The organism is Enterobacter sp. MF024, assembly GCF_005843915.1.
In the GTDB taxonomy this organism is placed as follows: Bacteria; Pseudomonadota; Gammaproteobacteria; order Enterobacterales; family Enterobacteriaceae; genus Enterobacter; species Enterobacter barmai.
On record NZ_VCBB01000003.1, the window covers coordinates 373,763 to 396,613 of the forward strand.

A 22,851-nucleotide genomic window follows, 5' to 3' on the forward strand; every position below is an offset into this window, starting at 1 on the left:
CCAGGTTCAAACGGGTCACCCTGTAACAAGTTTGTTGGCGGTACCACGTTTTTATAAGCATACTTTACTTGAGACTTGCAGTTTTCATTACGTCATGGCAGTTCTATAATGAGACGCATTATCCCAGGTGCATTTTCTGTCACTTCTTCTTTAGAAGTGAATCGTTTAGCAACAGGACAGATTCCGCATGACTGACAACAACACCGCATTAAAGAAGGCCGGACTGAAAGTCACGCTTCCACGGTTAAAAATCCTGGAAGTGCTTCAGGGTCCGGATAACCATCATGTCAGTGCGGAAGACTTATACAAACGTCTGATCGACATGGGCGAAGAGATTGGTCTGGCTACCGTTTACCGTGTACTGAACCAGTTCGACGATGCAGGCATCGTTACGCGTCATAATTTCGAAGGCGGTAAATCCGTATTCGAACTGACGCAGCAGCATCACCACGATCACCTGATTTGCCTGGACTGCGGCAAAGTGATCGAATTCAGCGACGACTCTATCGAATCCCGTCAGCGTGAAATTGCCGCACGTCATGGCATTCGTCTGACCAACCACAGTCTGTACCTGTATGGCCACTGCGCCGAAGGTGACTGCCGCGAAGATGACCACGCGCACGACGCGAAATAATTCATCCGCACACACTGAGCCAACCTGAGGGTTGGCTTTTTTTTGCCTGTAATAACGTAAAAAAGCCCGGCGGCGCTACGTTTACCGGGCCTGTGAATGTGCAGGCTCAGGTAAACGCAACGCCACCGGGCGTGGCAAACAGCTTTACTTACCGTTGTTGCTACGGATCTCCTGCCAGATCTTATCGCAGTTTTTGGTGACGTCCTGATTGTTACCCGTTTTACGCGCCATGATACAGGCCTGGTAATCGGCCACTCTCACGGTCTCCTGGGTCGCAAACTGTTCGTGCGCCTTATCCTCGCGCAGCACGTTCAGCACGCTCTGGCAGGCTTCGATTTTTTCTGGTGAACCTTCAGCAGTATTGATGCAGGCGCTGTAGGCCTCTTTAAGACGGGTGTCTTCTTTCTGGGTCTGCGGTTGTGCGCAGGCGGTCAGTCCTGATGCCAGCAGCGCGACCAGTACGATTTTTTTCAGCATAGCGGTCTCCGGTCGGCGGGGTTATCCCCCGCCGGGTTAGTCATCAGAAGATGGTGAACGGTGCGATAACCATAAACTTCACGTCACGCTCGTCCTGGAAGATGTTGCCGTAACCGCCGCCGTAGCTTGGGATGTCGGAGTGGTTGTCATACTGCGTGAAGTGCAGTTTGAACATGGTCCCTTTCGCGCGACCGTCCTGCAGGGTGTAGATCGCATCCAGGCTGTAGGCAGACTCTTTGATCTTGTTAGAGGCGATATCTTCACGCTGGCCCGCGCTGTTGATCAGCCAGTCGGCTGGTTTTGCATCCCATGCGTAGACATAAGAGGCCCCGACGCTCCAGCCTGCCAGGTTCCAGTTGCTCAGGTCGTACATCGCCCCGAAGAAGACCGCTTTTTCGTCGTTGGCGTTGAAGTCGGAGCGGTTATCCCACCACACGTCCAGACGACCGTTGGAGGATGCATAGGTTGGGGTCATACGCTGCAGGAAATAGCCCTGCTGGCCTTCCGCTTTCACGTAAGTCCCTTCCAGGCGTAAATCGACCTGACCGACTTTGTAACCCAGGGTCAGCGCCTGCAGCCATGCCGTGCCGTCGTAAATATCATTTACGGTGCCGCTGTCGGCTTTATCACGCGTGCCGTAGAACTGATAGCTGGTAGAGAGCGGGCCGCCCACGATATCGAACTTGTAGCTGGCTTTGGCAAAGTACTGATCGATGAAGCCTTCAGCCTGACCAAAAGCGGCTTCCAGAATCAGGTTATTTTTGAAGTCGTACTTCGCGCCAAAGGATTGGAGATAATCGACGCGGGTCTTTCTGTCATTCTGATAGAACTTGTCCATCTCGAGGTGCCATGGGGCTTTATACTCGTTGGTCCACATGTACGAGAAGCTCAGCGCCCCGCTGTCACCGTAGTCAAAGTTCGCCCCGGCTTCCGCGCCCTGGTAAGTACCCGGCATAAAGCTCCAGTGCGGTGCTAACAGGGTCTGGCCGGTTGGCTGCAGCCAGCCGCCGCGCGCCCACACCGGACCATATTTGAATTTTGCAGCCGCTTTGTACAGGCTGATCCCGCTCTTATCGCCGGACCAGTCTTCTTTGTAAGCTTTGTTGCTGGAGGAGAATGCAATTTCGTTCGGGTGGCCGCTGTCACCATTTTCTGCCATTTCGATGGCGGTGAAGGCCGCTAAATCAAGACCGAACATGTCGGCAGCATAGCCGGACTGGAAATCAAGGTTGGCGTTCCAGGTGGAGTGAGCCAGGTTAGTTTTGTATTTATCTGCCTCGACATCTTTACGGTCACGTTCACGCTGCCAGTAATAGACACCGCCCGTGAGGGTTGAATCATCAATAAAACCTTCGGCCTGGGCTTTCGGAGAAACCATCCAGCCTGACATTGCTGTAACACCGGCAATAGCCAGCGCAAGCGCACTACGTTTGCCACTAAACGTACGCATAATTAATCCTCTTTGACGTATTTAAAGCGCCTTAAACGGCGAAAAACAAAAAGTTAAAAGTGGAGGCAACCGGAAATACCCGCTTACATCTCCTGCCTTTAGACTATTTTTCGCGACGCGAATTATCAATGCTTTTCCGCGATCAAAAGTCAGGATTATGACAAAGCGCACATATTTGATTGCCATTTGTAACAAAGCGAATGGAGGAGAATTTTTAATTAAAATAATGTTCGGAATGAGCGATTTATTTTTAACATGCAGGATTTAAGCAGCTTATCCGGAAGCTATTACGTGGAATTTGCGCAAAGGAAGAGAAAGAGAATAGTTTTAATAAATGGAATTAATTCGCATCGCGAACATTTATATGATTAAGAGCTTGATCGTGATGCAAAAAAAAACGCCGCGGTGCGCGGCGTTTTTCAAACAATAATCAGTTATTCACCGACTTTCGCCCAGGTATCACGCAAACCGACGGTACGGTTAAATACCAGTTTGTCCGCGGTGGCGTAGCGGCTGTCGAGGCAGAAGTAGCCTTCACGCTCAAACTGGTACGCATTACCGGCAACGGCCTCTTTCAGGGATGGCTCAGCAAAGCCCTGTTTGATCACCAGCGAATCCTGGTTAATCACTTCCAGGAAGTCTTCTGCCGCACCCGGGTTTGGCACGCTGAACAGACGATCGTACAGACGGATTTCAACCGGCAGCGCATGTGCTGCGCTCACCCAGTGGATCACGCCCTTCACCTTGCGACCATCAGCCGGATCCTTGCTCAGGGTCTCGGCATCGTAGGTGCAGAAGATAGTAGTGATATTGCCTTCTGCGTCTTTTTCAACACGCTCGGCTTTAATCACGTAGGCATTACGCAGGCGCACTTCTTTGCCCATCACCAGACGCTTGTACTGCTTGTTCGCTTCTTCGCGGAAGTCGGCACGATCGATCCAGATCTCGGCGCTGAACGGCACGTCACGGCTGCCCATCTCCGGCTTGCTCGGATGGTTAGGCATGGCCACCAGCTCGCTTTCGCCCTGCGGGTAGTTTTCGATAACCAGTTTCACCGGATCGATAACGGCCATTGCGCGCGGCGCGTTTTCGTTCAGATCTTCACGGATACAGGATTCCAGCGACGCCATCTCGATAGTATTGTCCTGCTTGGTCACGCCGATGCGTTTGCAGAACTCACGGATTGAGGCAGCGGTATAGCCACGACGACGCAGACCGGAGATGGTCGGCATACGCGGGTCATCCCAGCCTTCAACGTGCTTGTCGGTGACCAGCAGGTTCAGCTTACGCTTGGACATCACGGTGTATTCCAGATTCAGACGAGAGAACTCGTACTGACGCGGATGTACCGGGATGGAGATGTTATCCAGCACCCAGTCGTAGAGACGACGGTTGTCCTGGAACTCCAGCGTACATAAGGAGTGAGTAATGCCTTCGAGCGCATCGCTGATGCAGTGTGTGAAGTCGTACATCGGGTAGATGCACCACTTGCTGCCGGTCTGATGGTGATCGGCAAACTTAATGCGGTACAGCACCGGATCGCGCATAACGATAAACGGCGACGCCATATCGATTTTGGCACGCAGGCAGGCTTTACCCTCTTCGAAGCCACCGGCACGCATTTTTTCAAACAGCGCCAGGTTCTCTTCCACGCTGCGATCGCGGTACGGGCTGTTTTTGCCCGGCGCGGTCAGGGAGCCACGGTATTCGCGGATTTCGTCAGCGGAAAGTTCGTCAACGTAGGCCAGCCCCTTGTTGATCAGCTCTACGGCGTAGGCATACAGCTGGTCAAAATAGTCAGAGGAGTAGCAGATGTCGCCAGACCAGTTGAAGCCCAACCATTGCACGTCGTTCTTAATGGACTCTACGTATTCGATATCTTCTTTCACCGGGTTGGTGTCATCGAAACGCAGGTTGCATTGACCCTGGTAGTCCTGCGCGATGCCGAAGTTCAGGCAGATCGATTTCGCATGACCAATGTGCAGGTAGCCGTTCGGCTCCGGCGGAAAACGGGTATGAACAGTGGTGTGCTTACCAGTGGCCAGATCTTCATCAATGATCTGACGGATAAAGTTGCTCGGGCGGGCTTCAGCCTCACTCATCGTGGATTCCTCAAAGCGTAAACGACGTATAACGGCATATGATCTTATAAGCCGGCCGTAGTGACAACCTTTAGTTACGCAAAAAAAGGTCTCTGGAGAGAATTATGGGGGCGATTGCTGCAAAAAAAAGCGGCGGGGATATCCCCGCCGCTCAGGCATTAACGCTTACTCAGGAGCACTCATTTGCCTTTAATTTCATACAGAGGTGTCTGACCGGCAACCACCTGACCCTGCGCTTTGATAACCAGGCCGCTGAAGTCGTCGATATTGCTGCAGACAACCGGGCTAATCATGGAGCGCGCATTGGCGTTCAGGAAGTCGAGATCCATCTCCAGAACCGGCTGACCCGCAACCACTTCTGCACCCTCTTCGACCAGGCGTTTAAAGCCCTGGCCACCCAGCGCAACGGTATCGATACCCATGTGGACAACGATCTCCGCGCCTTTCTCTGTTTCCAGGCAGAATGCGTGGTTGGTGTTAAAGATTTTAACGATGGTACCGGCTGCCGGAGAAACCACGGTTTTATCCGTTGGTTTAACCGCTACGCCATCACCCACCGCTTTGCTGGCGAAGGCCTCATCAGGAACCTGCTCCAGGGCAACCACGTCGCCGGTCACTGGCGAAACCAGCGCTGCGATGGTGGTGGCGTTGGCAACAGCCTGTGGCTTAGCGGCAACAGGTGCGGCGGCAGGCGCCGGAGATGCGGCAGCGGCAGCGACAGGACCGGTGGTTTTCATTGCATTAGCGATCTTCTCAGCCACGAAGCCAACGATAATCTGCACGCTGGTTTTGTTCAGGCGGATAACGCCAGACGCGCCCAGACGCTTAGCCATCGCTTCGTTGACCAGAGAGGAGTCTTTCACGTTCAGACGCAGACGGGTGATGCAGGCATCGATACCGGTCAGGTTGTCTGAACCACCAACCGCAGCGATGTACTGACGCGCCAGACCAGAAACGTCTTCGGTGGTAGCAGCACTCACGTTCACGTCCTGACCATCGGCTTCGCTACCGGCAACCGCCAGCTCACGACCCGGAGTCATCAGGTTGAATTTGGTGATGGTGAAGCGGAACACCACGTAGTAGATAGCGAAGAACACGAGACCTTGTGGGATCAGCATATACCAGTGTGTTGCCAGTGGGTTACGCACCCAAAGCATCATATCCACCAGACCTGCGCTGAAACCAAAACCTGAAATCCAATGCATGCTTGCTGCGATGAACACGGAGATACCGGTCAGTACAGCGTGGATGACGTACAGTACGGGTGCCACGAACATGAAGGAGAATTCCAGCGGCTCGGTGATACCGGTGAAGAAGGCCGCGAATGCGCCCGCCATCATGATACCCAGAACTTTTGCTTTGTTCTCAGGACGCGCGCAGTGGTAGATAGCCAGCGCTGCACCCGGCAGACCGAACATCATAATCGGGAAGAAGCCCGCCTGATAACGACCCGTAATACCGATTTCTGCTTTGCCAGCAGCAATCGACTGTGCACCGCCGAGGAAGTTAGGGATATCGTTAATGCCCGCAACGTCAAACCAGAATACGGAGTTCAGCGCGTGGTGCAGACCGACCGGGATCAGCAGACGGTTGAAGAACGCATACACGCCCGCACCGACGGAACCCAGTTTCTGGATGTGCTCACCGAAGTTCACCAGACCGTCGAAGATCACCGGCCAGATGTACATCAGAATGAAGGCCACAGCGATCATCACGAAGGAGGTCAGGATCGGCACCAGACGACGACCGCTGAAGAAGGAGAGCGCTTTTGGCAGCTCAACGCCGCTGAAGCGGTTGTAAAGTTCAGCGGAGATGATACCCACCAGGATACCCACGAACTGGTTGCTGATCTTACCGAACGCTGCTGGAACCTGGTCCGCAGGGATCTTCTGGATCATTGAAACCGCAGCCGGGGAGCAGAGCGTGGTCAGCACAAGGAAGCCCACAAAACCGGTCAACGCCGCAGCACCGTCTTTATCTTTGGACATACCATAAGCCACACCAATGGCAAACAGTACGGACATGTTATCGATAATGGCGGCGCCCGATTTGATTAACAAAGCAGCCAGGGCGTTATCACCGCCCCAACTTATCGGGTCAATCCAGTAACCGATACCCATGAGAATCGCTGCCGCTGGCAGCGTGGCGACCGGCACCATCAAGGCGCGGCCTACCTTTTGTAAGTAACCTAAAATGCTCAATTTGTTCCCCCTATGAGACCCCGTTAACGGTGTATTCTCAGCTGTGTTTTTATTGTGTCACTAACTTGTAAATACAGTTGATGATTCACTGGCTTTGAGAGTGTGTGGAAAATTAATTCGTATCGCAAATTAAACGCGTACTTTTTGTGAGTTTTGTCACCAAATATTGTTTATCCCCCTCCCCTGGACTGGCAAACAGCGAAAACTTATTTTATGATACGAAAAATCAAGACGAATTGCCCCCTCTCGGTGTGAACCAGGTTAGGCTTAGATCATGCCCCGACAAGCAATCCGCCAACTCTTACTAAACTTCAGAGGTGAATAATGAGACTGATCCCCCTGGCAACCGCAGAACAAGTCGGCAAATGGGCTGCTCGCCATATCGTAAACCGTATTAACGCGTTCAAACCTACAGCCGATCGTCCTTTTGTACTCGGTCTGCCTACCGGTGGCACACCTCTTACCGCCTATAAAGCCCTGGTTGAGATGCATAAAGCGGGCCAGGTTAGCTTCGAACATGTGGTTACCTTCAACATGGACGAGTACGTTGGCCTGCCAAAAGATCATCCGGAAAGCTACCATAGCTTCATGCACCGTAATTTCTTTGATCACATTGATATTAAACCGGGAAATATTAACCTGCTGGATGGTAATGCACCGGATATCGACGCTGAATGCCGTCATTATGAAGAAAAAATCCGTGCTTACGGCAAAATCCATCTGTTCATGGGTGGCGTGGGCAACGATGGCCACATCGCGTTTAACGAGCCAGCCTCTTCCCTGGCCTCCCGTACCCGCATCAAAACACTGACCCATGACACCCGTGTGGCAAACTCCCGTTTCTTTGATGGCGACGTTAACCAGGTGCCAAAATACGCACTGACCGTTGGCGTGGGTACCCTGCTGGACGCGGAAGAAGTGATGATTCTGGTGCTGGGCAGCGTAAAAGCGCAGGCGCTTCAGGCGGCAGTAGAAGGCAACGTCAACCACATGTGGACCATCAGCTGCCTGCAGCTGCATCCGAAAGCGGTTGTGGTGTGTGATGAGCCGTCCACCATGGAACTGAAAGTCAAGACGTTAAAATATTTCAACGAATTAGAAGCAGAAAACATTAAAGGTCTGTAATGTGACGCCGTCTCTGCCTGCAGAGACGGGATGCTATTTTAAACCGGGGGTCGTTATGTACGCTTTAACCCACGGTCGGATTTATACCGGCCATGAAATTCTGGATGACCATGCGATTGTGATCGCAAATGGCCTGATTGAACGTGTCTGCCCACTGGCCGAACTGCCAGCGGACATCGAACAACGCTCGCTCAATGGAGCAATCATCTCCCCCGGTTTTATCGACGTACAGCTTAACGGCTGCGGCGGCGTGCAGTTCAACGATACCGCAGACGCCGTAACGGTTGAAACGCTGGAAATTATGCAGCGCGCCAATGAAAGATCGGGCTGCACCAGCTACCTGCCAACGCTGATCACCACCAGCGACGACCTGATGAAGCAAGGCGTTCGCGTGATGCGTGAATACCTGGCGAAATACCCGCACCAGGCGCTGGGCCTGCACCTTGAAGGTCCGTGGCTGAATATCGTTAAGAAAGGCACCCATAATCCGGATTTCGTCCGTCAACCTGACAACGAGCTGGTTGATTTCCTGTGCGCGAATGCGGATGTGATCACCAAAGTGACCCTGGCGCCAGAAATGGTCGACCCGGAAGTGATCCGCAAGCTGGCGGGCGCGGGCATTGTGGTCTCTGCCGGCCACTCCAACGCCACGCTGAAAGAGGCCAAAGTGGGCTTTCGCGCGGGTATCACCTTCGCAACGCATCTTTATAACGCCATGCCGTATATTACCGGGCGTGAGCCGGGTCTGGCCGGGGCGATCTTCGATGAGCCAGACGTCTACTGCGGCATCATTGCCGACGGTTTACACGTCGATTACGCCAACGTGCGTAACGCCAAACGTCTGAAAGGCGACAAGCTGTGCCTGGTGACCGACGCAACGGCACCGGCAGGGGCAAATATTGAACAGTTCATTTTTGCTGGTAAAACAATATACTACCGGAATGGACTCTGTGTGGATGAGAACGGAACGTTAAGCGGTTCGGCTCTGACCATGATCGAAGGCGTGCGTAATCTGGTTGAACACTGCAGCATTGCTCTTGATGAAGTGCTGCGTATGGCGACGCTTTATCCGGCACGCGCGATTGGCGTAGACAAACAGCTGGGCAGTATTGCTCCGGGTATGGTCGCTAACCTCACCGCATTCACACAGGATTATAAAATCATCAAGACCATCGTTAATGGTAACGAGGTCGTTACAGAGTAAACAAAAGTATGACACCTGGCGGACAAGCTCAAATTGGCAACGTTGATCTGGTAAAGCAGCTAAACAGTGCGGCGGTATATCGACTGATCGACCAGCACGGACCCATCTCACGGATCCAGATTGCAGAACAGAGCCAGCTTGCCCCCGCCAGCGTGACCAAAATTACCCGTCAGCTCATTGAGCGCGGGTTGATCAAAGAAGTGGATCAGCAGGCCTCCACCGGGGGCCGTCGCGCTATCTCCATCGTTACCGAAACCCGCAATTTCCACGCCATTGGCGTACGCCTTGGGCGTCATGACGCCACCCTGACCCTGTACGATCTGAGCAGCAAGGCCGTTGCTGAAGAGCATTACGCGCTGCCGGAACGCACCCAGGAGACCCTTGAACATGCCCTGCTCAACGCCATCGAGCAGTTCATCGAATCCTGCCAGCGCAAAATCCGCGAGCTGATCGCCATTTCGGTGATCCTGCCCGGGCTCGTCGACCCCGAGAGCGGGGTGATCCGCTATATGCCGCATATTCAGGTGGAGAACTGGGCGCTGATCGACGCCCTGGAAAAGCGCTTCGCCGTCACCTGCTTTGTCGGCCACGATATCCGCAGCCTGGCCCTGGCGGAGCACTACTTTGGTGCGAGCCAGGATTGTGAAGACTCAATTCTGGTGCGCGTTCACCGGGGTACGGGTGCCGGTATCATCTCCAACGGGCGCATCTTTATCGGCCGTAACGGTAACGTGGGCGAGATTGGCCACATTCAGGTTGATCCGCTGGGTGAGCGCTGCCACTGCGGCAACTTTGGCTGTCTGGAAACCGTCGCCGCTAACGCCGCCATTGAACATCGCGTCCGCCACCTGCTGGAACAGGGTTATCAGAGCCGGGTCACGCTCGATGACTGCAAAATCAACGCCATCTGCCGGGCCGCCAATAAAGGTGATGCACTGGCCTGTGAAGTGATCGAACAGGTTGGCCGCCATCTGGGCAAAACCATTGCTATCGCGATCAACCTGTTTAACCCACAAAAAGTGGTGATCGCCGGTGAAATTACCGAAGCCGAAAAAGTGCTGCTGCCCGCTATCGAAGGGTGCATCAATACTCAGGCGCTGAAGGCGTTTCGCCAGAATCTGCCTGTCGTTCGCTCCGCGCTGAACGACCGCTCCGCGATTGGCGCCTTTGCGCTGGTAAAACGCGCCATGCTTAACGGTATCCTGTTGCAGCGTTTGCTGGAAAGCTGACAGCGTTTTATAGTGTCGCCTTCTTTTTTGGATGTCGGGAAGTTCATGACTATTAAGAATGTTATTTGTGATATCGACGGCGTGCTGATGCACGACAACGTTGCCGTACCGGGCGCAGCGGAATTTCTTAACGGCATCATGGAAAAAGGCATGCCGCTGGTTCTGCTCACCAACTTCCCGTCGCAGACAGGACAGGATCTGGCGAACCGTTTTGCCACCGCCGGTATTAATGTCCCCGACAGCGTGTTTTATACCTCCGCAATGGCTACCGCAGATTTCCTGAAGCGTCAGGAAGGCAAAAAGGCCTATGTGGTCGGCGAAGGCGCACTGATCCATGAGCTCTATAAAGCGGGCTTCACCATCACCGATGTCAATCCAGACTTCGTTATCGTTGGCGAAACGCGCTCCTATAACTGGGAGATGATGCACAAGGCGGCCTTCTTTGTCGCCAACGGCGCCCGCTTTATCGCCACCAACCCGGATACCCACGGCCGCGGCTTTTATCCGGCCTGCGGGGCGCTCTGCGCCGGCATCGAGAAGATGACCGGCCGCCTGCCTTTTTATGTCGGTAAGCCCAGCCCTTGGATCATCCGTGCGGCGCTTAACAAGATGCAGGCTCACTCGGAAGATACGGTGATCGTGGGTGACAACCTGCGCACCGATATTCTGGCGGGCTTCCAGGCCGGACTGGAAACCATTCTGGTGTTGTCGGGGGTATCCACTCTGGACGACATCGATTCAATGCCGTTCAGGCCGAGCTGGATTTATCCCTCGGTCGCGGAAATTGATGTTCTGTAACCCGAAACCACGTCCCCGGACGTGGTTTTTTCATTTTACCGCCACTAAAACAGCCCTCCATCTAATAGAAAACGCCAGGTACTGAATAATCATCAATAAACCAGCTCAATACGTACGCTTTTTTCAACATTCGACAATCGACATTGCACTTTTTGTTTTTTACCCGGCAAAACGCTTGCCGCCCCTCCCCTTTTGCGGCATTTTCATAAGCAAGCAACATCACACTGCAACAGGGTTAATGGAGAAGGTTATGTGTTCAATTTTCGGCGTACTGGATATCAAAACTGACGCAGTCGAACTGCGTAAAAAAGCACTGGAACTGTCCCGTCTGATGCGCCATCGCGGCCCGGACTGGTCCGGTGTTTACGCCAGCGACAAAGCGATTCTGGCGCATGAGCGTCTGTCGATTGTGGACGTCAACGCCGGTGCCCAGCCGTTATATAACGAGAAAAAAACCCACGCGCTGGCGGTCAACGGTGAAATCTACAACCATCAGGCGCTGCGTGCGGAATACGGCGATCGCTATACCTTCCAGACCGGTTCAGACTGCGAAGTGATCCTGGCGATGTACCAGGAGAAAGGCCCGGAATTCCTGGACGATCTGCAGGGCATGTTTGCCTTCGCTCTGTATGACAGCGAAAAAGATGCGTATCTGATTGGTCGTGATCACATCGGGATTATCCCGCTGTATATGGGCCACGATGAGCACGGCAACTTCTATGTCGCCTCTGAAATGAAAGCCCTGGTGCCGGTTTGCCGCACCATTAAAGAGTTCCCGGCGGGCAGCTACCTGTGGAGCCAGGATGGCGAAATTCGCCAGTACTATCAGCGCGACTGGTTCGACTACGATGCCGTTAAAGACAATGTCACGGATAAAAACGAACTGCGTCAGGCGCTGGAAGATTCAGTAAAAAGCCATCTGATGTCAGACGTGCCATACGGCGTGCTGCTCTCCGGCGGTCTGGACTCGTCCGTTATCTCGGCGATCACCAAAAAATACGCTGCACGTCGCGTGGAAGATCAGGAGCGCTCCGAAGCCTGGTGGCCGCAGCTGCACTCCTTCGCCGTCGGCCTGGAAGGTTCACCCGACCTGAAAGCCGCGCAGGAAGTGGCAAACCACCTAGGCACCGTGCACCATGAAATTCACTTCACCGTGCAGGAAGGGCTGGATGCGATTCGCGACGTTATCTATCACATTGAAACCTATGATGTGACCACCATCCGCGCCTCCACGCCGATGTATCTGATGTCACGTAAAATCAAAGCGATGGGCATCAAGATGGTGCTCTCCGGCGAAGGTTCAGATGAGGTCTTTGGCGGCTACCTGTACTTCCACAAAGCGCCGGATGCCAAAGAGCTGCACGAAGAGACCGTGCGTAAACTGCAGGCGCTGCACATGTTTGACTGCGCCCGTGCTAACAAAGCGATGTCTGCCTGGGGCGTTGAAGCGCGCGTGCCTTTCCTGGATAAAAAATTCCTCGACGTGGCAATGCGTATCAACCCGCAGGATAAAATGTGCGGCAACGGCAAGATGGAGAAACACGTTCTGCGTGAATGCTTCGAATCTTACCTGCCGGCAAGTGTGGCATGGCGTCAGAAAGAGCAGTTCTCTGACGGCGTAGGTTACAGCTGGATCGACACCCTGAAAGAGGTGGCCGCTAAGCAGATTTCCGATCAGCAACTGGAAACCGCCAGCTTCCGCTTCCCGTACAACACGCCGGGTTCGAAAGAAGCTTATCTGTACCGTGAGATCTTCGAAGAGCTGTTCCCGCTGCCAAGCGCAGCAGAGTGTGTTCCTGGCGGCCCTTCCGTCGCCTGCTCCTCTGCGAAAGCCATTGAGTGGGATGAAGCATTCAAAACCATGAACGATCCATCAGGGCGTGCCGTGGGTGTGCATCAGTCCGCCTATAAGTAATTCATCAGATCGCCATGAGGCCCTTCGGGGCCTCTTTTTTTGCCTCGCGTTTCGCTGGACAAAAACGATTAATAACCAATAATTGCCGAATAATCGGCCATGCTGTTCGCAACCTAACCAAACAGTCACATTCCAGAGATTTTCGTTGAAAAAGGTGTTGACGCTGCAAGGGTCTATACGCATAATGCGCCCCGCAACGCCGATAAGGTAACGCGAAAAAAAGATGGCTACGTAGCTCAGTTGGTTAGAGCACATCACTCATAATGATGGGGTCACAGGTTCGAATCCCGTCGTAGCCACCATCTTTTTTGCGGGAGTGGCGAAATTGGTAGACGCACCAGATTTAGGTTCTGGCGCCGCAAGGTGTGCGAGTTCAAGTCTCGCCTCCCGCACCATTCCCAGGTAAGCGTTGCACGGATGGGGTATCGCCAAGCGGTAAGGCACCGGTTTTTGATACCGGCATTCCCTGGTTCGAATCCAGGTACCCCAGCCATATTTCTTCGATTTTGCGGTTCTCCGCGGTTATTGGGGTATCGCCAAGCGGTAAGGCACCGGTTTTTGATACCGGCATTCCCTGGTTCGAATCCAGGTACCCCAGCCATATTTCTTCGATTTTGCGGTTCTCCGCGGTTATTGGGGTATCGCCAAGCGGTAAGGCACCGGTTTTTGATACCGGCATTCCCTGGTTCGAATCCAGGTACCCCAGCCATATTTCTTCGATTTTGCGGTTCTCCGCGGTTATTGGGGTATCGCCAAGCGGTAAGGCACCGGTTTTTGATACCGGCATTCCCTGGTTCGAATCCAGGTACCCCAGCCATCGAAGAAAGCAGTCTGGCTACGTAGCTCAGTTGGTTAGAGCACATCACTCATAATGATGGGGTCACAGGTTCGAATCCCGTCGTAGCCACCATATAAGGTTGTATCGATTCCGGTCGGTAAAACCAAAAAAATTGTTGGGGTATCGCCAAGCGGTAAGGCTCTGGTTTCTGATACCAGCATTCCGAGGTTCGAATCCTCGTACCCCAGCCATTTTACAAAGTCGTTAAATGATGTATTGTTTAACGCAATTGGGGTGTCGCCAAGCGGTAAGGCTCTGGTTTCTGATACCAGCATTCCGAGGTTCGAATCCTCGTACCCCAGCCATTTTACAAAGTCGTTAAATGATGTATTGTTTAACGCAATTGGGGTGTCGCCAAGCGGTAAGGCTCTGGTTTCTGATACCAGCATTCCGGGGTTCGAATCCCTGCACCCCAGCCACACAAAAAAAGCTCGCTTCGGCGAGCTTTTTGCTTTTCTGCGTTCCTGCATTTAAATGCCGGGTGGCGGCTTCGCCTCACCCGGCATGGAAGAGTGTTAAAGCCCTAAGGCGTACTTCAGCGCCTGACGCTTCAGGGCACCCGCCCGCTGTGCCGCTATCAACCCGATGTTCCGCAGAATACGCAGCGGCCCAAGGTCGTTGCTGAATCCGGCGTAAAACAGATCCATCCCTGATTGCATAATGAAGTTATCCGCCATTCGTCGGGTCTGATAACGCTTGAGCACCTGATGGCTGGCCCAGGCTTCGCCATGGCTGCGGGCGTTGCTGAGTACGTCCAGCAAGGCCTCTACGTCACGATAGCCCAGGTTAACCCCCTGCCCCGCCAGCGGATGAATGGTATGCGCCGCGTCCCCGACCAGCGCCAGCCCTTCGCGGGCATATTTCAGCGCATGACGACGCGTCAGCGGGAACGCCCCTGCAGCGACCGGCGTCACCTTACCCAGACGCGCCGGGAAGTGGTGGGCGATTTCGCGCTGCAGCTGTTCCATCGTGAACCCCTGCAGCTGGCGTATGCGTGCCGGGGTGTCATACCACACCAGGGATGCCCAGCGATCGAACAGGGGCAAAAAGGCGTGCGGGCCGTTCGGCGTAAAGTGCTGCCAGGTACTGTCACCGGGATCGTTCTCGCAGGCGACGGTAATCAGCATGCAGGACTGTTGATACTGCCAGGCATGAATACCGATCCCCGCCAGCTCGCGTACACGGGAATTCGCGCCGTCGGCACCAATCAGCAGCTTCACCGCCAGCTGCTCGCCGTTATCCAGCTCAACCAGATGCTGGTCGTTGTGGCGGTGAAGATTTTTCACCGACGCCGGGACGCGCAGCGTAACCTGCGGATGCGCCTCCAGTGCCTGCCAGAGCGCCTGTTGCAGAACCGTATTTTCTACCATGTAGCCCAGCAGCGGGAGCTTAAGCTCCGTGGCGTCAAATACCACATGGGCATTTTCCCACTCCCAGGTCTCCAGGCGGCGATACGGATGGGCGCGCATGGCCAGCACCGCGTCCCAGACCCCCAGCCCGCGAAGCAGATCAACCGACGCAGCGCTGATCGCTGAGATACGCACATCCGGATGCTGTGAAGCGTCAAAAGCGGGCGGCATCGCCTGTTCGATCACCGTTACGTCAAACCCCTGTTGCGCCAGCCCCAGCGCCAGCGCGCCGCCGACCATACCGCCGCCGACAACGGCGATCCCGGCTTGTTGGATTGTCATGGTCATTTGTCCTTATTTGATAATCCCCTAAGTTTACCGGATTTTTTTGGTCTTGAGGCTGACAAGCTTCATACTGGTCACAACCGCACCAAAGCATTACAATACGCGCCCTGCAATCCTGAGCACGAGCAAGTCGATGACAAAAAAACTCCATATTAAAACCTGGGGCTGTCAGATGAACGAATACGATTCATCCAAGATGGCCGATCTGCTGGATGCCACCCATGGGTATCAACTCACCGACGTGGCGGAAGAGGCAGACGTGTTGCTGCTGAACACCTGCTCGATCCGTGAGAAGGCGCAGGAGAAAGTCTTTCACCAGCTAGGCCGCTGGAAGCTGATCAAACAGAAAAGACCCGAAGTGATCATCGGCGTCGGCGGCTGTGTCGCCTCCCAGGAAGGCAAGCTGATCCGTCAGCGCGCCCACTACGTCGACATAATTTTTGGCCCGCAAACCCTGCACCGTCTGCCGGAGATGATCAACTCCGTACGCGGGACCGGCCAGCGCAAGGCGATCATCGACGTCAGCTTCCCGGAAATCGAAAAATTCGACCGTCTGCCGGAACCGCGCGCGGATGGCCCGACCGCCTTCGTCTCAATCATGGAAGGCTGCAATAAGTACTGTACGTACTGCGTGGTGCCTTATACCCGCGGCGAAGAAGTCAGCCGTCCATGCGACGACATCCTGTTTGAGATCGCCCAGCTGGCGGCCCAGGGCGTGCGCGAAGTTAACCTGCTCGGGCAGAACGTTAACGCCTGGCGCGGCGAGAACTATGACGGCAGCACCGGCACCTTTGCTGAACTGCTGCGTCTGGTCGCGGCTATCGACGGTATCGACCGCATCCGCTTCACCACCAGCCACCCGATCGAATTCACCGATGACATCATCGATGTTTACCGCGATACGCCAGAGCTGGTGAGCTTCCTGCATCTGCCTATCCAGTGTGGTTCTGACCGCGTGCTGAACCTGATGGGCCGTACCCACACCGCGCTGGAATATAAAGCGATTATCCGCAAGCTGCGTGAAGCGCGCCCGGATATCCAGATCAGCTCTGACTTTATCGTTGGCTTCCCGGGTGAAACGGACGAGGATTTTGAGCGCACCATGAAGGTCATTGGTGATGTGAACTTCGACGTGAGCTACAGCTTCATCTTCTCTGCCCGTCCAGGCACGCCTGCCGCCGATATGGTTGATGACGTGCCGGATGAGGTGAAAAAGCAGCGTCTCTATATTCTGCAGGATCGCATCAACCAGCAGGCGAACGCCTGGAGCCGTCGGATGCTCGGCACCGTTCAGCGCGTGCTGGTAGAAGGCACTTCACGTAAGAGCATCATGCAGCTCTCTGGCCGTACGGAGAACAACCGCGTGGTGAACTTCGAAGGCACGCCGGATCTGGTAGGTAAGTTTGTTGATATCGAGATCCTTGAAGTGCTGACCAACTCCCTGCGTGGAAAACTGGTGCGCACCGAAGATGAAATGGGCCTGCGGGTCGTTGAATCGCCAGAGTCGGTCATTGCCCGTACCCGTAAAGAAAGCGATCTGGGTGTCGGCGTTTATCAGCCATAATCTCCGAGGCCTGCCGTTTCTGGCAGGCCTTGCATTTCCCCCTGTTCTCCCCCATATCCTTCGCAATGCTTGCGCCTTTAACCTGTGGCGTGAATAATTTCATAAGACAGACCCACTGCCTTATGACACCCGAGACATTAAGAGGAACGGTTTGAATATAGATACGCGTGAAATTACCCTTGAGCCAGCAGACAACGCTCGCCTGCTGAGCCTGTGCGGGCCGTTTGATGACAACATCAAACAACTGGAGCGACGTCTGGGTATCGAGATTAACCGTCGCGATAACCATTTCAAACTCACCGGCCGCGCCATCTGCGTTAATGCAGCTGCGGATATTCTCAATAGCCTGTACGTCGATACCGCGCCAATGCGCGGCGAAATCCAGGATATTGAGCCGGAACAGATCCATCTGGCGATCAAAGAAGCGCGCGTGCTGGAGCAGAGCGCTGAGAGCGTTCCGGAATATGGCAAAGCCATCCATATCAAAACCAAGCGTGGGGTAATTAAGCCCCGCACGCCAAACCAGGCGCAGTACATCGCCAATATTCTCGACCATGATATTACCTTCGGCGTCGGCCCGGCGGGTACGGGTAAGACCTACCTTGCGGTAGCGGCCGCCGTGGATGCCCTGGAGCGCCAGGAGATCCGCCGTATTCTGCTTACCCGCCCTGCGGTGGAAGCGGGCGAAAAGCTCGGCTTTTTACCCGGCGATCTGAGCCAGAAAGTCGACCCGTATCTGCGTCCGCTGTACGATGCGCTGTTCGAGATGCTTGGCTTCGAGAAGGTCGAAAAACTGATCGAACGTAACGTCATCGAAGTAGCCCCGCTGGCCTACATGCGCGGGCGCACATTGAACGATGCGTTCATCATTCTGGATGAGAGCCAGAACACCACCATCGAACAGATGAAGATGTTCCTGACCCGTATTGGCTTTAACTCCAAAGCGGTGATCACCGGCGACATCACCCAGATCGACCTGCCGCGCAGCACCAAATCCGGTCTGCGCCATGCCATCGAAGTGCTGAGCGAAGTGGACGAAATCAGCTTTAACTTCTTCCACAGCGAAGACGTGGTGCGCCACCCGGTGGTAGCCCGTATCGTCACGGCGTATGAAGCGTGGGAAGCAGCAGATCAAAAACGTAAAGCAGAACAGGCAGCGGAGCGCAAACGCGAAGCCCAGGAGCAAGAGCAGAAATGAGTCAGGTGATCCTCGATTTACAACTGGCATGTGAAGAGTCTTCCGGCCTGCCGGAAGAGAGCCAGTTCCAGGCGTGGCTGAATGCCGTCATCCCCCAGTTTCAGGAAGAGTCGGAAGTGACGATTCGCCTGGTGGATGAAGCAGAAAGCCACGAGCTGAACCTGACCTACCGCGGGAAAGATAAGCCGACTAACGTCCTCTCTTTCCCGTTCGAAGCGCCGCCGGGCATTGAACTGCCGCTGCTGGGTGATTTGATCATCTGTCGTCAGGTGGTGGAGCAGGAAGCGCAGGAGCAGCAGAAGCCGCTCGAGGCCCACTGGGCGCATATGGTAGTGCACGGCAGCCTGCATCTGCTGGGTTACGACCACATTGAAGATGACGAAGCAGAAGAGATGGAATCCCTCGAGACAGAGATAATGCTTGCTCTGGGCTATGAGGATCCGTACATTGCCGAGAAAGAGTAGTCTGTAGGGCGCGCTTGCGCCCTGCTGGCATAATGTGCCGTTGCGTATGACAAAAGTCCGCGGCGGCAATCAATAGACCAACATGAGAACCCTTAACAAACGCCATGAGCGACGACAATTCACACAGTAGCGACACACCAAACAGCAAAAAAGGATTTTTCTCCCTCCTTCTGAGCCAGCTGTTCCACGGGGAACCTAAAAACCGTGACGACCTTCTGGAGCTCATCCGTGACTCCGGGCAAAACGAGCTTATCGATGAGGATACGCGCGAGATGCTCGAAGGGGTAATGGACATCGCCGACCAGCGCGTTCGCGATATCATGATCCCGCGTTCCCAGATGATTACCCTGAAACGCAACCAGACCCTGGACGAGTGCCTCGATGTCATCATCGAATCCGCTCACTCGCGTTTCCCGGTGATCAGCGAAGACAAAGATCACATCGAAGGGATTTTGATGGCTAAAGATCTGCTGCCGTTTATGCTCAGCGATTCCGAAGCCTTCAGCATGGAAAAAGTGTTACGCCCGGCGGTGGTTGTTCCGGAGAGCAAGCGTGTTGACCGCATGCTGAAAGAGTTCCGCTCCCAGCGCTACCATATGGCGATTGTTATCGATGAATTTGGCGGTGTTTCGGGCCTGGTCACCATCGAAGATATTCTTGAACTGATCGTGGGTGAAATCGAAGACGAGTATGACGAAGAAGAGGATATCGACTTCCGTCAGCTGAGCCGCCACACCTGGACCGTGCGTGCGCTCGCCCCAATCGAAGATTTCAATGACACCTTCGGGACCCACTTCAGCGATGAAGAGGTGGATACCATCGGCGGGCTGGTAATGCAGGCGTTTGGTCACCTGCCAGCGCGTGGCGAGACCGTGGAAATAGACGGTTACCAGTTCAAGGTGGCGATGGCCGACAGTCGACGTATTATTCAGGTTCATGTAAGAATGCCGGACGATGCTCCGCAACCCACACTGGATGATTGATTTAAATGGCATTTGCCCCACTGTTTGAACGCCAGCGCACGCGTTTGCTGCTGGCGCTAATCCTCGGAGCCAGCGGTACGCTGGCTTTTTCCCCTTACGACTTCTGGCCTGCTGCCCTGCTCTCCCTGATGGGACTTCAGGGGCTGACGCTTAACCGACGCCCTGTTCAGGCGGCGGCGATTGGCTATTTCTGGGGTCTGGGCCTGTTTGGCGCCGGTATTAACTGGGTTTACGTCAGCATTGCCCAGTTTGGCGGCATGCCAGGCCCGGTGAACGTCTTCCTCGTGGTGCTGCTGGCGGCGTACCTCTCGCTGTACACCGGTCTGTTCGCCGGGATCCTCTCGCGCCTGTGGCCGAAAACCAGCTGGCTGCGTGTGGCCATTGCCGCCCCGGTGGTCTGGCAGGTAACCGAGTTCCTGCGCGGCTGGGTGCTGACCGGATTTCCGTGGCTACAGTTTGGCTACAGCCAGATAGACGGCCCGCTGAAAGGGCTGGCGCCGGTGATGGGCGTCGAGGCGATCAACTTCCTGCTGATGGTGGTGAGTGGCCTGCTGGTGCTGGCGCTGGTGCAGCGCAACTGGCGACCGCTGGTGATGGCTCTGGTGCTCTTTGCCCTGCCTTTCCCGCTGCGTTATATCCAGTGGTTCACTCTTGAACCGGAACGCGCAACCCAGGTGTCGATGGTTCAGGGCGATATCCCTCAGTCGCTGAAATGGGATGAAGGCCAGCTGATCAACACCCTGAAAATTTATCTGGATGCCACCCAGAAAGAGATGGGCAAATCCCAGCTGATTATCTGGCCGGAGTCGGCAATTCCGGATCTGGAGATTAACCAGCAGCGTTTTCTTGCCATGATGGACGATCTGCTGCGGGCGCGAAACTCCACCCTGATCACCGGTATCGTTGACGCGCGTCTGAACAAGCAAAACCGTTACGACACTTACAACACCATCATTACGCTTGGGAAAGACAACCCGTACAGCTACGAGTCGACTAACCGCTACAACAAGAATCACCTGGTACCTTTTGGTGAGTTTGTGCCGCTGGAGTCGATTCTGCGTCCGCTGGCACCGTTCTTCGATCTGCCGATGTCCTCCTTTAGCCGGGGTTCTTACGTTCAGCCTCAGCTGAGCGCACACGGATTTCTGCTGACCGCCGCCATCTGCTACGAGATCATCCTGGGTGAACAGGTGCGGGATAATTTCCGCCCGAACACTGACTACCTGCTGACTATCTCTAACGATGCCTGGTTCGGTAAGTCGATTGGTCCATGGCAGCACTTCCAGATGGCGCGGATGCGCTCCCTGGAGCTGGCGCGTCCTCTGCTGCGCAGCACCAACAACGGTATCACTGCCGTGATTGGCCCGCAGGGCGAAATTCAGGCCATGCTCCCGCAGTTCACCCGCGACGTACTGACGGCAAAAGTCACACCCGCCACGGGGCTGACGCCGTACGCCCGCACCGGCAACTGGCCGCTGTGGATCCTCACCGCCCTGTTCGGTTTCGGCGCTTTGCTGATGAGTTTGCGCCAGCGTTGTAAGTAGCTTTTTCCCCCTCACCCTAACCCTCTCCCCTTAGGGGAGAGGGGATCGTCCTTTCATATTTGCCCCATCCTGCTTGCCTTTCTCCCTCTCCCTTTCAGGGAGAGGGCCGGGGTGGGGGTTAATTCTGGCACGCCTGTTGCTTTATTTATTCACGTAAACGCGATTTGGCTTAATGTGAAACCTTGTCGCACCAGCATAGCTCACCGGTAGCACCGAAACGGTGCAACGAAAGATTTATGCCTCTGAATGGTGCGGCGCGCTTCGCAAAAATAAACAATAACGCAGCAAAATCTTTACATTAAGCCAAACTAAATGTTAACAAACATGTATAACACTGCACTCGTATCGCGCGAGCTATAACAACATCACACCGAATATCAATGCGTCTCTGACGCTGATAAAAAAGGAGTTGGATATGCAATTACGTAAACTGGCCACAGCAATGCTGGTGATGGGATTGTCCGCAGGCGTGGTTCACGCTGAAGATGCTGCTCCGGCAGCAGGCGGCACCCTGGAAAAAATCGCTAAAAACGGCGTGATTGTGGTCGGCCACCGTGAGTCATCTGTTCCGTTCTCATACTACGACAACACGCAAAAAGTCGTGGGCTACTCACAGGATTACTCCAACGCGATCGTTGACGCGGTGAAGAAAAAGCTGAACAAACCGAATCTGGAAGTGAAGCTGATCCCAATCACTTCACAAAACCGTATCCCGCTGCTGCAAAACGGCACCTTCGATTTTGAGTGTGGCTCCACCACCAACAACCTTGAGCGTCAAAAACAGGCTGCCTTCTCCGACACGATCTTCGTGGTGGGTACCCGTCTGCTGACCAAAAAAGGCGGCGAGATTAAAGACTTTGACGACCTGAAAGGCAAAGCGGTGGTTGTGACCTCCGGTACCACCTCTGAAGTTCTGCTGCACAAGCTGAATGAAGAGAAGAAAATGGACATGCGTATCATCAGCGCCAAAGACCACGGTGACTCTTTCCGTACCCTGGAAAGCGGCCGCGCAGTTGCCTTTATGATGGATGATGCCCTGTTGGCCGGTGAACGTGCTAAAGCGAAGAAACCAGACAACTGGGAGATCGTGGGCACCGCGCAGTCCAAAGAGGCCTATGGCTGCATGATGCGTAAAGACGATGCGGAATTTAAGAAACTGGTCGATGACACCATCGCTCAGGTTCAGACCTCTGGCGACGCGGAAAAATGGTTCGATAAGTGGTTCAAGAACCCAATCCCACCAAAGAATCTGAACATGAACTTTGAACTGTCTGACGACATGAAAGCGCTGTTTAAAGAACCGAATGACAAGGCACTTAACTAATTAGAACCACTAAGGGGCGGGATCTCCTGCCCTCTCGATTGTCGGGAAGCGCGGACAGACTAAACGTTGAGTGGTCGTTCCCCACTCAGCGCGAACATTAAAGCTTC

The 22,851-nt window shown here is 54.4% G+C and carries 17 protein-coding genes and 10 tRNA genes; 22 read left to right on the forward strand and 5 right to left on the reverse strand.

Annotation, left to right across the window (positions count from 1 at the left end):
• Nucleotides 1–187 precede the first annotated feature (187 nt).
• Nucleotides 188–634 (forward strand): ferric iron uptake transcriptional regulator, encoded by a 447-nt coding sequence (gene fur, locus FFB58_RS08255; RefSeq protein ID WP_010428651.1) that lies wholly within the window; start codon nt 188–190, stop codon nt 632–634.
• 144 nt (nt 635–778) lie between these two features.
• Here fur and chiQ read toward each other — a convergent pair whose 3' ends face one another.
• From chiQ to nagE, 4 genes are all read right to left on the reverse strand, one after another.
• The gene (gene chiQ / locus FFB58_RS08260; protein ID WP_171029940.1) at nt 779–1,111 is read right to left on the reverse strand and encodes a ChiQ/YbfN family lipoprotein; all 333 of its coding nucleotides are present in this window, start codon (nt 1,109–1,111) and stop codon (nt 779–781) included.
• A gap of 43 nt (nt 1,112–1,154) precedes the next feature.
• Entirely contained in the window at nt 1,155–2,561 is a 1,407-nt protein-coding gene (gene chiP / locus FFB58_RS08265; protein WP_138369590.1) for a chitoporin, read from the reverse strand.
• 434 nt (nt 2,562–2,995) lie between these two features.
• Complete coding sequence (gene glnS / locus FFB58_RS08270; protein ID WP_039029308.1) at nt 2,996–4,663, reverse strand: glutamine--tRNA ligase; 1,668 nt, start codon at nt 4,661–4,663, stop codon at nt 2,996–2,998.
• Nucleotides 4,664–4,842: 179 nt separating this feature from the next.
• Nucleotides 4,843–6,864 (reverse strand): N-acetylglucosamine-specific PTS transporter subunit IIBC, encoded by a 2,022-nt coding sequence (nagE, locus tag FFB58_RS08275; RefSeq protein WP_138369591.1) that lies wholly within the window; start codon nt 6,862–6,864, stop codon nt 4,843–4,845.
• Between the two features lie 324 nt (nt 6,865–7,188).
• On the opposite strand from nagE, the gene nagB reads away from it, so the two are divergent.
• The 15 genes from nagB (at nt 7,189) to FFB58_RS08350 (ending at nt 14,392) form a co-directional block, all read left to right on the forward strand.
• Nucleotides 7,189–7,989: a glucosamine-6-phosphate deaminase gene (nagB, locus tag FFB58_RS08280; protein ID WP_039031342.1), complete on the forward strand. Its 801-nt coding sequence runs from the start codon at nt 7,189–7,191 to the stop codon at nt 7,987–7,989.
• A 55-nt stretch (nt 7,990–8,044) separates the two neighbouring features.
• Entirely contained in the window at nt 8,045–9,193 is a 1,149-nt protein-coding gene (gene nagA, locus FFB58_RS08285; protein WP_039031343.1) for an N-acetylglucosamine-6-phosphate deacetylase, read from the forward strand.
• 8 nt (nt 9,194–9,201) lie between these two features.
• Entirely contained in the window at nt 9,202–10,422 is a 1,221-nt protein-coding gene (locus FFB58_RS08290) for an N-acetylglucosamine repressor (RefSeq protein WP_039031344.1), read from the forward strand.
• A gap of 45 nt (nt 10,423–10,467) precedes the next feature.
• Nucleotides 10,468–11,220 carry a ribonucleotide monophosphatase NagD gene (gene nagD, locus FFB58_RS08295; RefSeq protein ID WP_039031345.1) on the forward strand — a complete coding sequence of 251 codons (753 nt, stop codon included), beginning with the start codon at nt 10,468–10,470 and terminating at the stop codon, nt 11,218–11,220.
• A 250-nt stretch (nt 11,221–11,470) separates the two neighbouring features.
• Nucleotides 11,471–13,135, forward strand: a complete 1,665-nt coding sequence (gene asnB, locus FFB58_RS08300; RefSeq protein ID WP_138369592.1) for an asparagine synthase B — start codon at nt 11,471–11,473, stop codon at nt 13,133–13,135.
• A 225-nt stretch (nt 13,136–13,360) separates the two neighbouring features.
• Nucleotides 13,361–13,437 (forward strand) — tRNA-Met (locus FFB58_RS08305).
• A gap of 8 nt (nt 13,438–13,445) precedes the next feature.
• Nucleotides 13,446–13,530: transfer RNA gene (locus FFB58_RS08310), tRNA-Leu, on the forward strand.
• A gap of 23 nt (nt 13,531–13,553) precedes the next feature.
• Nucleotides 13,554–13,628 (forward strand) — tRNA-Gln (locus FFB58_RS08315).
• Nucleotides 13,629–13,661: 33 nt separating this feature from the next.
• Nucleotides 13,662–13,736 (forward strand) — tRNA-Gln (locus FFB58_RS08320).
• Between the two features lie 33 nt (nt 13,737–13,769).
• Nucleotides 13,770–13,844: transfer RNA gene (locus FFB58_RS08325), tRNA-Gln, on the forward strand.
• A 33-nt stretch (nt 13,845–13,877) separates the two neighbouring features.
• A tRNA-Gln gene (locus tag FFB58_RS08330) sits at nt 13,878–13,952 on the forward strand.
• A 16-nt stretch (nt 13,953–13,968) separates the two neighbouring features.
• Nucleotides 13,969–14,045, forward strand: a tRNA-Met gene (locus FFB58_RS08335).
• 44 nt (nt 14,046–14,089) lie between these two features.
• Nucleotides 14,090–14,164, forward strand: a tRNA-Gln gene (locus FFB58_RS08340).
• A gap of 39 nt (nt 14,165–14,203) precedes the next feature.
• A tRNA-Gln gene (locus tag FFB58_RS08345) sits at nt 14,204–14,278 on the forward strand.
• A gap of 39 nt (nt 14,279–14,317) precedes the next feature.
• A tRNA-Gln gene (locus FFB58_RS08350) sits at nt 14,318–14,392 on the forward strand.
• A gap of 96 nt (nt 14,393–14,488) precedes the next feature.
• On the opposite strand, the gene ubiF is transcribed toward FFB58_RS08350, so the two are convergent.
• On the reverse strand, nt 14,489–15,664 hold the full coding sequence (ubiF, locus tag FFB58_RS08355) for a 3-demethoxyubiquinol 3-hydroxylase (protein WP_138369593.1): 1,176 nt from the start codon (nt 15,662–15,664) through the stop codon (nt 14,489–14,491).
• A gap of 136 nt (nt 15,665–15,800) precedes the next feature.
• On the opposite strand from ubiF, the gene miaB reads away from it, so the two are divergent.
• The 6 genes from miaB to FFB58_RS08390 all read left to right on the forward strand — a co-directional run bounded on the left by miaB (nt 15,801) and on the right by FFB58_RS08390 (nt 22,744).
• The gene (miaB, locus tag FFB58_RS08365) at nt 15,801–17,231 is read left to right on the forward strand and encodes a tRNA (N6-isopentenyl adenosine(37)-C2)-methylthiotransferase MiaB (RefSeq protein WP_039031348.1); all 1,431 of its coding nucleotides are present in this window, start codon (nt 15,801–15,803) and stop codon (nt 17,229–17,231) included.
• Nucleotides 17,232–17,382: 151 nt separating this feature from the next.
• A complete protein-coding gene (locus FFB58_RS08370) occupies nt 17,383–18,429 on the forward strand; it encodes a PhoH family protein (protein ID WP_138369595.1) in 1,047 nt (348 codons plus the stop codon).
• Nucleotides 18,426–18,893: an rRNA maturation RNase YbeY gene (gene ybeY, locus FFB58_RS08375; RefSeq protein WP_039031350.1), complete on the forward strand. Its 468-nt coding sequence runs from the start codon at nt 18,426–18,428 to the stop codon at nt 18,891–18,893. The genes FFB58_RS08370 and ybeY overlap by 4 nt, the downstream gene beginning before the upstream one ends.
• 104 nt (nt 18,894–18,997) lie before the next feature.
• Complete coding sequence (gene corC, locus FFB58_RS08380; RefSeq protein ID WP_039031351.1) at nt 18,998–19,876, forward strand: CNNM family magnesium/cobalt transport protein CorC; 879 nt, start codon at nt 18,998–19,000, stop codon at nt 19,874–19,876.
• Nucleotides 19,877–19,881: 5 nt separating this feature from the next.
• Nucleotides 19,882–21,420 (forward strand): apolipoprotein N-acyltransferase, encoded by a 1,539-nt coding sequence (gene lnt, locus FFB58_RS08385; protein ID WP_138369596.1) that lies wholly within the window; start codon nt 19,882–19,884, stop codon nt 21,418–21,420.
• A gap of 415 nt (nt 21,421–21,835) precedes the next feature.
• Nucleotides 21,836–22,744 carry an amino acid ABC transporter substrate-binding protein gene (locus tag FFB58_RS08390; RefSeq protein ID WP_171029941.1) on the forward strand — a complete coding sequence of 303 codons (909 nt, stop codon included), beginning with the start codon at nt 21,836–21,838 and terminating at the stop codon, nt 22,742–22,744.
• The last annotated feature ends 107 nt before the right edge of the window (nt 22,745–22,851 follow it).